This is a genomic window from Sphingobacteriaceae bacterium, assembly GCA_002319075.1.
Taxonomy (GTDB): domain Bacteria; phylum Bacteroidota; class Bacteroidia; order B-17B0; family Aurantibacillaceae; genus Aurantibacillus.
The window spans coordinates 3,935,032-3,948,496 of sequence record NVQB01000001.1; the positions used below are offsets into that span (position 1 = coordinate 3,935,032).

Genomic DNA, 13,465 nt, shown 5'->3' on the forward strand with positions numbered 1-13,465 from the left:
TTAAAAGTGAAAAAACTACTGATCATAAGGTTTAGTTCTATTGGCGATGTTGTATTAACCACGCCAGTAATTCGTTGTTTAAAACAACAGCTAAAGGATGCAGAAATTCACTACGTTACCAAACAAGCTTTTTGCCCGGTGCTTAATGCCAATCCTTACCTGGATAAAGTTCATACGTTTAAAGAAGATATATCGGAGATCTATGGGGAATTGAAAAATGAAAATTTTGATTTGCTTATAGACCTTCATAAAAACCTGCGTAGCCTAAGATTAAAAAAACAGCTTAAAACAAAGAGTTATTCTTTTGATAAATTAAATATAAAAAAATTTCTTGCTGTAAACTTTAAGCTGGTCTCATCTTTACCAGAAAAGCACATTGTAGAAAGGTATCTCGAAACAGTTGCGCCATTGGGCGTTACTAATGATGGACTAGGACTTGATTATTTTTTAGAAAAAAGAGATCAGGTAGATGTTCCGAACTTGTTTTTTAATGGCAAGCAGGAAAAATTTATCGCTTTGGTGGTGGGAGGTTCTTACTACACAAAAAAAATTCCGCTGAATAAGTTAAAGGAAATTTGTAAGAATGCAGCCGTTCCAGTCATAACATTGGGTGGAAAAGAAGATCTGCTTATTGCGGAGGAACTTCAGAAAGAGTTTCCAAAACTCATAAATGCCTGCGGAAAGTTCTCCCTTAATCAAAGCGCTTCGCTGGTTCAGCAAGCCGAATGGGTTATTACTTCCGACACTGGCCTAATGCACATAGCATCGGCCTTTCAAAAAAAAATAATTTCTGTTTGGGGAAATACAATTCCGGAGTTTGGAATGGGGCCTTACTTACCACGGGTTGAAAATAAGATTCTCGAGGTAGAAGGCCTGAGCTGCCGCCCTTGTTCAAAGTTAGGGTACAAAAAATGCCCCAAAGGGCATTTTAAATGTATGAATGATCAAGATCTGAATTTCGTTTCCGAACTAAATTAATTATTCCACCACGAGTTTTTTCCTCGCTACTTCTGAACCGCTTTCTATTTCTATAAAATAAATTCCTTTTGCAAAGTTACTAAGATCTATCGCGTAAAAGTTTTGATTGTTTGTTTTAGAAATGATCAATTGCCCGATAGCATTGTAAACAGCCAGGTTAAACTGTCCGGCATTTAACTCGATTTTAACCTCTGCGCTGGCAGGATTGGGATAGATATGTAAACTGCTCAGGCTTTGTTTGCTTATCCCGGCTAAAAAATCAACACAGCTGCTTTCTTTGGAAGAACAATTATTATTATCGGTAATGGTTAGGGTATAACATCCCGGTGTAAGATTTTGTGCCAGTGCATTTGTTCCTCCTGACGGTGACCAATTGTAAGTATATGGAGGAGTTCCACCATTTACGCCTGCCATAAGCGCGCCGTCGGCACAGGCCATGCAAGCGGCATGAGTAACACTTAGTATGGATTGTATAGCTAACGGCGGCACAATACTAAGCGGTGCCTGAGAGGAACAACTATAACTATCCATAGTATACACAGTATAAACACCCGCGCAAATATTAGAGCAGGGGAAATTGGTACAACCCATAGAACCGCTTAAAACATACGTGTAAGGCCCGCTGGAGCCGTTAGTTGCTGCGCTAATACTGCCATCGCAGGTGTTAAAGCACGAAGGGTTAACTGAGGTAACTGTTGTAGAAGGATTGGCACGTACAATCACACTAACGGTTTTAGAATTGACGCAATTGCCAGAGGTGCCTGAAACAACATAATTGGTTGTTGTAGCAGGATTTACTGTTATTGAAGAAGTTGTTGCCGCGGTATTCCACGAATAAGTTGTTGCACCGCTTGCTGTAAGTGTTGCAGTTGATCCAGAACAAATGGTTTGATTATTGGCGCTCAGTGTTACGCCGGACACAACTGAAACAGTGTAAATTCCTGAGGAAGCACAAACACCGTTGCTACCCGTTAATGTATAAGTGCTGTTAACGGTTGGAGTAAACACAAAGTTAGATCCGGTAAGGTCGGGACCGTTAGATGAAGACCAGGTATAAGAAGTTGCACCGTTTCCATTTAAAGTATAAGTGGAGCCACTGCAATACACCGACGATGTCGTTGCAATAACCGGATTTGCTAAAACTGTGATGGTTTTTACAAGGGTAGATGTCAGGGTGTTATTTACTCCCGATAAACTAAGCGTGTAAGTTCCTGGCGTTGCGTAAGTAACAGTTGGAGTTCCTACGGTGGAAGTAGCCGGCGATCCTCCCTGGAAAGTCCATGTATAATTTATTGCCCCCACGCTCGAATTAGAGAAAGTATACGAAGGATTTACACATATGGAAGCATTACTAACAGCCGAAAGTGTTGGTGTCGGAAAAACAAGATTGATGTTATCTAAATAAATTGCCTGACCGTAAGCGCCTTTATTTAAAAAAGCAAACATCACACTTCCTTGTCCCGCTGTGGCGGTTGAAATATCAATGGTATCTCTTCTCCACTGTGTGCTGGTGGGTATAAATTGTGAAGTATAATCACTAGAAAGAACAGAGAGCGATGATCCTCCTTTTCTGTAGATCTCGGTCCAGCTCGTTCCACAGTCTGTAGACATCATCACCTCAAGCGTATCAGAATAATAAGCATCGTAACGCGCATAAGACACATCAAAACGTAAACGGGCGCTTCCCACGTTTGTGAAATCAAACTTAGGACTGCGCATCTCGTCTTTTTCTCCTGGAGCATTGTAAACAAAGTTGTTAAACATCGCGCAGACGGTGCTGGTTCCAAAACCACCAACGCCCGTTTTACGTTCCCAATAGATGTTATCATTCCAGATGTTGTTTTTTACCCAGTTTGCCGGTAAAAAGGCAGCGTTTTCAAAACCTTCCTGGAAGGGAAGGGGTGTTGGCCCGGCAACTGTAATGTAAGCGGTTTTTGTTTTGGTATTAGAACCATTTGCATTTGAAACGGTTAAAGATACGGAGTAAGTTCCCGCTATAGACCATGATACAGAAGGATTTGAAGAAGTGGATGTAGCCGGACTACCCCCCTGGAAAGTCCAGCTCCAGCTTGTTGGATTGTAAAGAGAGCTATCTGTAAACGGTATGGCGGTGTTGGGACATGTATTCGGCAGTGTGGCAAAAAAATTGGCAACAGGTGGAAGGGCTGAATAAGTAGCTGCGCAATTCATGGCTGCAAAAGCATCTATGCGTCCCGCGCCCAGTGCGCTATTAGAAGCGTAGGACGTGTTTCCCGTTAGTGTATATATATTTACCGCAGAATTCGAAATACAGTTAAGCACATCTGTTCTGGTCATGTTCGGACTTTTAGAAAGCATAAGTCCAGCAAGTCCTGCAACCATTGGCGTTGCCATAGAAGTGCCACTCATTGTATTGTAGCTGGCCGTACTGCTAGTGTAAGGAAGCGTGCTGAGGATGTTTGAGCCTGGAGCCGAAATATCCACGTAAGTTCCGTAATTAGATAAACTTGCTTTCGTATCTGTCGCGTCAACCCAGGCAACGCAATAAACATGGTTGTAGGCCCCGGGATAATTAAGTGTTGAATTTCCTGCATTTCCGGCAGAAGCAAAAATAATACAGCCGCGATTCCAGGCATAATCAATAACATATTGTTCTGTTAGTGAAGAAAGGCCTAAATTTCCCCAGGAGCAGGAAATGATTTTTGCTTTTGCTTTAACGGCATAGATAATGCCTTCGTATCCCAAAGCTACAAATCCCGGAGAACTGTTGTCATAAGAGGCCTTTACTGGAATAACCTTCACATTCCAACCGATAGATGCAATTCCTATCGAATTGTTGTTGTTTGCTCCAGCAATGCCTGCGCAATGTGTTCCGTGATCCTGAGCCGTATTTGTCGGATTAGTCACGCCATCCATGTCGGCAACATCGTACCCATTTATATCATCAATGTACCCATTACCATCATCGTCAACTCCGCTTGTACCATTAGCTTCTACCGTATTGGTGTAAGTGTTACCAACAAGGTCAGCATGTGTCCACATCACAGCATTATCTACAATGGCTACGGTAATATTAGAATTTCCACTAAATACATTCCAGGCATTTTGCGCATTAATTTGGTTTAAATGAGTAGATCCTGAGGAAGTCGCGAACAAGGGGTCATTCGGAATGACGTCTGTTTTATTGATCCTTACTTTTTCAGCATAGTCAATTCCGGCAACACGCTGTAATTCTTCAATGAGTGCTTCTATTTTATCAATCTGGCTGAATTCTATTTTTAGTATACTGGAGAGATTGGCATCATCATCGGCCTGATAAAAGGGTTTGTAAACCTTGCTAACGCCATAGTTTGAAAACAGGCCTTGTAAGGAAGCAAGTTTGGTAAGAGGGATGTTTGTCGGATTTTCTCTTGAAATACTTTTAGAAAGATTTTGTGAAAGCTTTACGTATAGTTTTCCGTCCTGATATATCGGATCAATGGTTTGGGCATTTAATCCTGAAAAGGAAAGAAAAATCAGTGAAAAGTAAAGTAGTTTTTTTATCATGGATCCGGAAATTTTATCTTTATAAATATAGTGATTTGTGGCGAATCAATAAGTCTCACGTACTCAACGAAACCCCTGCTTTACTCAGTAGATTTGGTCAAAAAATCTAAAATATTCTGAGAATAAGCCAACAACCTACATAAAAGTATTTATATTTAACCTTGAACCGACCCGGTTGGAAAATTTATGAGAATTGCAGTTATAGATTGCGGCACAAATACATTTAATTTAATAATTATTGAATTATTAGATCCCAAAAAATATACCAAGGTATACTCTACACGCATTGCGGTGAAGTTAGGCGAAGGGGCCATTAACAAAGGTTACATTGCAAGAGCTGCTTTTGTACGCGGACTGGATGCCATACGCATTTTTAAAGAAAAATTCGAAGAACATAAAGTCGAGCATGCTTTAGCCTTCGCTACGTCAGCTATTCGCGACGCGAGTAATGGTGAAGAGTTTGTGCGGGAAATCAAACAAACTTTCGGTATTTATATCGATGTTATAGATGGAAACAGGGAGGCTGAACTCATATACTTTGGCATTCGTGAGGCGGTAAAACTTGGAGACCATATTTCTTTAATCATGGACATTGGGGGTGGAAGTAATGAATTTATTTTAGCCAATGCCGAAAAGATTTTCTGGAAACAAAGTTTTAATATTGGTGCAGCCCGGTTGCTGGAAAGGTTTCAGCATTCAAATCCCATTACAGTGGAAGAAAAAACGGCTATCGACGCTTATTTGACAGAGCAACTCCAGCCACTGGTTAAGGCTTGTGAGAAATTTAAGCCAACCGAACTGGTGGGCTCGTCCGGCGCTTTTGAATCTTTAATTGAAATGATTCACAGCGAATTAGGTGGAGAGCCGCTTACCGGTGATAAAACCGAATACGAACCGGATTTGAGTTCGCATTTTAAAATCACCGGGCTTATTAAAAAGTCTACACTCGAAGAGCGCAGAAATATTAAAGGTCTTCTTCCCATACGTTTTGATATGATCGTGATCTCTTGTATTATGGTGGATCATATTTTAAATTTACTGAATCTGGAAAAAATGCGCGTGTCTACTTATTCCTTAAAAGAAGGAGCGCTGGCGGAATATCTACAGTACTTACAACAAAAAGAAAATTAATTTATGGCAAAGATTTTAGTGATAGATGATGAGAAGGCAATTCGCCGTTCAATAAGAGAAATTCTTGAATTTGAAAAACACACAGTCGATGAAGCGGAGGATGGTCAAACCGCTTTAAGTCTTGCTCTTAAAAACAATTACGATATAGTGTTGAGCGATATAAAAATGCCTAAGCTTGACGGCACTGAACTGCTGGAAAAATTAATAGAGAGCAATGTCAGTAGTTCCATCATCATGATGAGCGGACATGGAACGATTGAGACCGCTGTAGATGCTGTAAAAAAAGGAGCTTACGATTATCTTGCAAAACCCATTGACCTGAACAGGCTCCTGGTTTCTATCCGAAATGCCATGGAAAAAAGTGAACTGGTTTCAGAAACAAAGGTTCTGAAGAAAAAAATCACTAAAAGCGTCGACATGATCGGTAACTCCAAAGCCATTCAGGATATTAAGGATGTTATTGAAAAAGTTGCACCCACAGATGCTAAGGTTTTAATTACTGGAAGCAATGGTAGTGGTAAAGAATTAGTAGCTAAATGGATTCACGAAAAAAGTAACCGTGCTGCAGGTCCGTTGGTTGAAGTCAACTGTGCGGCGATTCCGTCAGAGTTAATCGAAAGCGAATTATTCGGGCATGAAAAGGGATCTTTTACAAGCGCCGTAGCGCAACGGAAAGGAAAATTCGAGTTAGCGGAAGGGGGAACTTTGTTCCTCGATGAAATAGGAGATATGAGTCTGAGCGCACAGGCTAAAGTATTGCGGGCTCTGCAAGAAAATAAAATAACAAGAGTAGGGGGGGACAAAGAAATAAAAGTAAATGTTCGGGTAGTAGCTGCAACAAATAAGGACCTGGAAAAAGAAATTGAGAAAGAAACGTTCAGACGCGACTTATTTCACAGACTAGCTGTTATTCCAATCCACGTTCCTTCGTTAGACGAACGTAAAGAAGACATTCCTGTGCTTGCAGATTATTTTCTTAATCTGATCTGCGAAGAAATGGGAACCGCCAGAAAACCAATCAGCCAAGATGCGATCGCAGCTTTACAAGAAAGAAAATGGCAGGGTAATATCCGTGAGTTTAGAAACGTGATTGAGCGTTTAATTATTCTTGGTGGGAAAGAGATTTCTTTGCAGGATGTGACACAGTTTGGCTAGGATTTTCGCGCCTGACGCAGATCCGATAGCTATCGGATCCACAGATTTCACAAACTTTTTCAGGAAAGCTTATTAGTCAGTTGCTTCCGGCAAAATTTATTTCGCAGATTTGGAATACCGTAATTTACTCTCAACTAGTGATAACCTGTATAATCTGAGTAATCTTATAATTAGCCAAAGGCGAATTTAATGTGTGTAATTTTTTAGGCGTTTAGATCTATGTTATCAGCGAAATCAGCGTCTATTTTGGAATCCAGCAACAAACGCTGGTTTACTAGTAAAATTCTAAAACAAAAAATCCCTTGCAGCATAGTGCAAGGGATTCTTTTATATAGAACAAAGCTTCTTTTTAGTTAATTGGTTTCGCAAGGAAATCAACCATAATTAGATCTTCTAATGTATAACGTTTACCATCTACAAAAGCTACGATCCAGGCATCTTTCTGACCTTTGTTAATGGCTTTCTGACGGTGAGCTTCGGCTTGTTTTAAAGTGGTAAAATCTTTTTGAGTGAAACGTGTTATGCCATCAGGATAAGAATCTGATTCTACTTTTCCTAAAGACTTAACCGCGCTTGCTGTGAAATTCTCTGGATTTCTGTAAGCCCCTACTTGTACTTTGAATACAATGTTGCTTGAGCAATAGTTTCCTGCAAGGGCCATCAGTTGTCTGTAGTTAGCACCGTCATTCAGGCTTTTTCCTTTTAAATTTTCTAAATCAGGAAGATTACTGTTGCAGGGCCCTGACGAAGCTGGCGTAGAAGACTTATCGTTGTTGTAAGCAGTTTCTTCTTTAGGCTCAGCTGTTTTAGTAGTATTTTTCTTTGTGCTTGATTTCGGCGCCTTAGGTTCTTTCGTTTCTGTTGGTGCTTTCGTTTCCGTTGGCGCCTTCGTTTCTGTTTTAGGCGTTGAAGTTGTTGCTAAAGTTGGATCTTCGCCTTCAGCTTTGCTATCGAGTTTGCTTATCTCTGCATTTCTATCGGCTGGTGTAGTTGAAGTTGCCAGTGGATTTGTTCCTCCTGTAGGCGTTGTAGCTGGAGTTTCATCTTTCGGTGCTTGCGGAGCAGGAATGTCTTTGGGTGCTGCAGGATCTTCTGTTTTTGCAACCGGTTCTGTTTTTGGTTGTTTAACCGGAGCCTCTACTTTAACCGTAGTTTTTACTCCTGATTGTTTTGGTGGAACTGAATTTGCTGCATAAGCTTGTGTATACATGTAAAAGTCTTTTACCAGTTCCATGTAACCTCCTATGTTTTCTACGTCAAGGTCTTCTTCAATGTAATCAAAGCCGTCTGCTATTACTTTAATGCGGTAAACAAATCCAGGACTAAGCGCCATTAAGTATTTACCGGTTTTGTTGTTTGCTGTAAACGGACCAATATTTTCTTTTTGTGCTGTCTTAATTACCTCTATTCTTGCTTCAATCGGACGATCATCTCCATAAACAGTTCCTTTAATTAGGGCTACAATTGGTTTCTCGCCTAAGATACCAGGCGTTACCATATAAATATCCTGCTCGCCTAATCCTCCCGAACCTGTTCTGTTACTACTGAAATAACCTTTATCACCTTTTGAGTTAATCACATAATAACTGTCATCTTCAGTGGTGTTTAAGGGAATTCCCATGCTTTTTGGTTTGGTCCATTCGTTGCCTTCTTTAATGGAGAACATAATGTCATAACCTCCAATACTTTGGTGTCCCTGTGAACTGAAAAATAAAGTAATACCATCCGGGTGAATAAAAGGGGCATCGTCGTTGTAGGCTGTATTGATATTTGGTCCCATGTTAACTGCCGGACCCCAGTCGCCATCAATGTTTTCACTTACCCAAATATCTCTTCCGCCGAAGCCTTCAGGACGTTCACTGGCGAAGTATAAGTACTTACCGTCGGCCGAAATAGAGCAGGAACCCTCCCAGTAATCTACTGTATTAATGTTGCTGTTCAATGGAACCGGCGTAGTATATTCATTTCCTACAAGCTTACTTACCAAAATGTCTCCAGGATTACTGCCCGTACTTAAGAACGTAAATAAGGTTTGTCCACTTGGAGAAATAGCAATGGCAGCATCGTAACCGTTAGTGTTAAGATTTTTCATTGTTTCCGGCTTGTTCCATTTTGTATCTGTTGCGTCGCGCGTCGACATCCAGATATCAGATAGAAAAACACCGTTTATAGGATCGGATTGTAAAGCCGTATTTAATTTACCACCCATGCTTTTTGCACCGATGTAAGTAAAGATCATTTGCGACTCATCGGCAGTAATAATAGGTACCCCCTCTAATTCGTTAGTGTTAATAGGACCTCCGATATTTTTAATATCCGCGAATATCTTATTTTGCATTAAGTATTTTCCGTTCTCACAGTTTGCAAGCGTCAGATTTACATCGTCCAACAAAGCTTTATCTTCTTTTCTGGCGCTTTTTCCAAGAACCTCTACCAGGGGTTTTAATGTATTGATGGCGTCGTCAAATTTATAATTGCGGTGGTATGCTTTTCCAAGATAAACTTCTACCTCAAGGGTTTTATATTTCGCCTTCATGTCTTTGAAGATCTCAATGGCCCTATCTTTCTTGTCCGCGTAGTTCAGACAGCAGATCCCCAGCTTAAACTGGTAATCAATTTCTTTAGGGTACCTTGAATGTAATTTGTCGAAAATTTCGTAAGCCTTAACATATTGATGTGTGTTGAGAGCATCATAGCCCTGGTCTTCCAAAGTGCTTTTAGATTGAGCCTTGAGTTGACCCGCGAAAAGAAAAAGTACGAGCGCGGCAACGTAGTTAAAGGTTATTTTAGCCATGTCTATTGTTGTAAATAATTTCCCCTAAAATTTGCAATTAATGCGCAGTGAAAAGCGTTGCCTTAAACAAACTTATTAAGAGTGACCTGTTTAATACCTTGAAAATGAGTGCTGGTGGGGCATTATTGCACTTTTAGCGAACTGTACTGCTGTTAAAATCCCCCGGAAGTGGTAGTGGAGTCAATAGTTTATAGTCAATAGTTTATAATTGATAGATTCGGCGGTACGGGTTCTGCCTGTTGACTATCGGCTAATTACCAACTGCAATTGCAGGGCGGACTAAAGAAAATAATTGTCTGCGGTAGCATCTCTTGAATAGTATTCTGATGAACCTGCGGAATCAAAATATTTCTAAGATCCATGATCCTTAAATTTTTTAATTTGGACATTGTCTCAGGAAAAAACTCTAAGTTGTTACTCCAAAGATCAGCAACCTCCAGGCGTTCCAGATCTCCAAAAGTATAAGGTATTACTGTTAACTCGTTTTGATTGACATTTAGAAAACGAAGGTTTTTCATCTCCCCAATATTTTTAGGAAGCATTTTTAAACCATTTTTGCTTATAATAAGGTGTTGAAGGTCTTTAAAAATAACGATAGAGTCTGGAAGTTCTTCAATGTTGTTTTTACTTAAATCGAGGTACTGCAAATTTTTAAACTTGTAAATTTCTTTTGGAAATGAATCGTACTTTTTTTTACGAAGTATCAATTTAATAACGTTGTCAGGATCAGCCAAAGCTTCTTTCATATCATCAAACTCAGCATAGTTGGCAAGAGTCATAGAATCAAGCAGAACCTGGGAAAAGGAGCATGCAGAAAGCATCACAAAAAAAAGGAGACTAAGTTTTTTTATCATGAGTAAGCAGGTATTAATTTTAAACTGGTTTCTTTGTCCAGGTCAATTGCCTCAATTAATTGAGTTAAGTTAGCAAACTTTTTCTCATCCCGTAAACGTTTTAGAAAATTTAGCTTTATAGTTTTGCCGTAAATCTCAGCATCAAAGTCGAAAATATTTACCTCTAATTTTACCTGGCTATCCGAATCGGTTGTTGGATTTAGTCCTATACTCATCATGCCAAAATATTTTTCGCCGGCCAAAATAACTTCCACAAAATACACGCCAATTTTTGGAATGATCTTTTCTTCTCCTTCGGGTTTTATGTTTGCCGTAGGATAACCCAGGGTGCGTCCTAACTGTTTGCCTTTTACTACAACACCGCTTAAAGAAAAGGGGTGACCCAGAAATTCGTTGGCTTGCTCAATGTGGCCTTCTTCAAGGCATTTCCTTATTTTTGTGCTGCTAATGGCAATGTGATCAATATCTATAGCGCTAATTTCTTCAACAGTAAAAGAACCATCATGAGCTATCTCTTTTAAAGTACTGATGTCGCCGCTTCTGTTTTTACCAAATTTATGATCATAGCCAATTACCAGATACTTTACGTTTAAACTGCGCAACAAAACCTCCTCAATATAAAAAGGGGAATCTGTCTCCGAAAATTTTTTAGTGAAGGGATAAACAACAGTCACGTCTACACCATATTTATCAAGGAGTTCAAGCTTTTCATCTATAAGTGTGATCAGCTTTAAATCTTTTTGCTCGGGAAATAATACTTTACGGGGATGAGGTTCAAAAGTAAGTACAACGGTTTTCAGTCCGGTCTTCTCTTTGAGTTCTTTCAAACGCGTTAAAATTTTTTGGTGACCAAAATGCACGCCGTCAAAAGTACCGATGGTTACAATGGTAGGCGACTCTATGCGAAAATGTTCTGTGTTTTGTATGGTAAGCACACTACAAGTTTACGAAAAAATGCCCGATTAGTAAAAAGCTGCTAGCAGACGCATTTAATTAAAATCAAAAGGCGATTCGACTGAACCGCCTTTCGTAAAAAAACAATTTGAATTTATTCCGTCTTTACCAACCTGGTAATTTTTGAACTACTACCACTTGTCGATTTCACAAAATAAATGCCTTCTTTAAAGGAATGAATCTCGGCGTTGTGAGAACCTGCATTATAAGATCGTTCGAGCACTACCTGACCAAGGGCATTTGTAATAATTACTTTTACATCTTTGTCTGTTTCTATGGTTAAATTTCCATTCGTCGGATTCGGATAAACTTTGAAAAAGGTATCTGAAGCATCGTCTGATTCTATACCGGTACATTTGGCAACCGTAATTTTGAAAGGTTGTACAACTTTGCAGGGATTAGGTCCCATACCGTAAGCAGTAACCGTGTAGGTAGTAGTTACAGTGGTTGTTAAAGTTATGGTAGGCGTAGTGGCCCCGGTACTCCACGAATAAGAGGAGGCCCCTGCGGCCGTATACGTCCTTACGTCCTTGGCGCATACGGTAGAAAAACCGCTGAAGGTAAACGACAATGCCGAAACCGTTAGTGGCACCCTGACAGTATCAGTGCTGCAGCTATAATTTAAAGCCAGTTTCACCGTATAAGTTCCACCCGCAGAAAAAGTATGACTCGGATTTGCAAGAGTGGAGGTATTATTAAAAGAGGAGTTAAGATCTCCAAAATCCCAGGCATAGCTCACTACGGGATTAGTAGCGAACGAACAACCTGAAGCTACGGTGCCCTGCGGCGCTGGTGGAGAAAAATCCACGTTCTGGCAACTTGCAGTAAAAGTAAATGGAGTGGAAGGTTGCTTGAAAAAGCTATTGATGAAATTAGGAAGTCCCAATGTTGATGTGTCCTGGCCTAGCGATAAGCCTGTGTTGGTAAAGTTACAGGACGCTCCAGCATTGTTAGGAGAACTAATAAGGCTTAGAAAAGGAACAAACATTCTTGCAATATATATTTTTCCATCTGTGGCTAATTGAAAAGAACCTGTGTAATCGTTGGTAGTAGTCATTGTAACCCTTGAAGCAATGATGGCGGTGTTAGATCCTGCGCAAAGATCCCATTGAAAAAGTTCAGGTACTGTTACCCTCCCACTGTAAAATTTAGTTCCGTCAGGCGAAAATTCACACCCGTAATTAGATGTGGCAGAGTGAAGCATAAATCCATTAGACACCATTCCTGTTAATGCATCGAAATCATGCATCTCCACTGGCCCTGCAGATCCATCGTAAATGGTAAGACCTAACTTTTTGCCGTTAGGGGATACTTTCATTTGGCCTATGGTTCTTCCATTGGCTCCATTTACAGCCGCTCCTGAAGCGGATACAATAGGAGTAAGACTTACTCCTGCAGCCGTTACCAGGTAGCTTTTAAAGTTAGCAGAGTTCCATTCGTGAGTTACAACCCAGATGTCGCTGCCGTTGCAATGCGCTATGGCGGTCATCTTTTCACAACTGGGAGTATATAAACTATAATTCTTCACCGTAACAGAACCCATACCTGCAGCCAGCGTAAGGTCCACTTCCGAATACCTAAAACCGTTAACACCTGCGGTTTGTTCTAACGTAAATACATAATAAGTAGTCTGACTCCCCGGTTTCTTTACAATGATCGAAGACTGGGTGCTCGAACCATTTCCCATCAGGCCCGTTCCGTTTGCCATTATTGCATGAGCCTGGTTGTAAACTGTTATACCGTCTGTGTAAAAAAGCAGGTTGCCGGTGGCATCTGAAATGCTTGCCGAGCCCTCGTCGGTTCGCATGGCGCCATTGTTGAGCACCGTGGGCGGACTTGTAGCAAAATTTAAACCGGCGTTATATCCAAAATACCATTTCTGAGCTTCGAATTGTGAAAATAAAATACACGGTACAATGAGTAGAAGCGTAAGTAAGGAGGTTTTGGAATAGATTTTCATTTAAAAATAGAGATTAGGATGTGATGTAGGCTTACTTTCTGTTAAAAACCCCTTAATAAATACCTACTTTTTGTTTAGAAATTAAGATTAAAACACTACCTTTGCGCCGTTAAA

General features: G+C 40.3%; 8 protein-coding genes. 3 read left to right on the top strand and 5 right to left on the bottom strand.

Annotated elements, in window-relative coordinates; all coding sequences use genetic code 11:
- Positions 1-6 precede the first annotated feature (6 nt).
- Positions 7-978 carry a glycosyl transferase gene (locus CNR22_17010; GenBank protein ID PBQ33406.1) on the top strand — a complete coding sequence of 324 codons (972 nt, stop codon included), beginning with the start codon at positions 7-9 and terminating at the stop codon, positions 976-978.
- Here the strand turns inward: CNR22_17010 and CNR22_17015 are convergent, their stop codons facing one another.
- Complete coding sequence (locus tag CNR22_17015; GenBank protein PBQ33407.1) at positions 979-4,503, bottom strand: hypothetical protein; 3,525 nt, start codon at positions 4,501-4,503, stop codon at positions 979-981.
- Positions 4,504-4,689: 186 nt separating this feature from the next.
- On the opposite strand from CNR22_17015, the gene CNR22_17020 reads away from it, so the two are divergent.
- A complete protein-coding gene (locus CNR22_17020) occupies positions 4,690-5,634 on the top strand; it encodes a phosphatase (GenBank protein PBQ33408.1) in 945 nt (314 codons plus the stop codon).
- Positions 5,635-5,637: 3 nt separating this feature from the next.
- On the top strand, positions 5,638-6,789 hold the full coding sequence (locus tag CNR22_17025) for a response regulator (GenBank protein ID PBQ33409.1): 1,152 nt from the start codon (positions 5,638-5,640) through the stop codon (positions 6,787-6,789).
- A 349-nt stretch (positions 6,790-7,138) separates the two neighbouring features.
- Here CNR22_17025 and CNR22_17030 read toward each other — a convergent pair whose 3' ends face one another.
- The 4 genes from CNR22_17030 to CNR22_17045 all read right to left on the bottom strand — a co-directional run bounded on the left by CNR22_17030 (position 7,139) and on the right by CNR22_17045 (position 13,351).
- Positions 7,139-9,583: a hypothetical protein gene (locus CNR22_17030; protein ID PBQ33410.1), complete on the bottom strand. Its 2,445-nt coding sequence runs from the start codon at positions 9,581-9,583 to the stop codon at positions 7,139-7,141.
- 254 nt (positions 9,584-9,837) lie between these two features.
- Positions 9,838-10,437: a hypothetical protein gene (locus CNR22_17035; GenBank protein PBQ33411.1), complete on the bottom strand. Its 600-nt coding sequence runs from the start codon at positions 10,435-10,437 to the stop codon at positions 9,838-9,840.
- Positions 10,434-11,372 (bottom strand): riboflavin biosynthesis protein RibF, encoded by a 939-nt coding sequence (locus CNR22_17040; protein ID PBQ33412.1) that lies wholly within the window; start codon positions 11,370-11,372, stop codon positions 10,434-10,436. The genes CNR22_17035 and CNR22_17040 overlap by 4 nt, the downstream gene beginning before the upstream one ends.
- Positions 11,373-11,485: 113 nt before the next feature.
- Positions 11,486-13,351, bottom strand: a complete 1,866-nt coding sequence (locus CNR22_17045) for a hypothetical protein (protein PBQ33413.1) — start codon at positions 13,349-13,351, stop codon at positions 11,486-11,488.
- Positions 13,352-13,465: the final 114 nt, after the last annotated feature.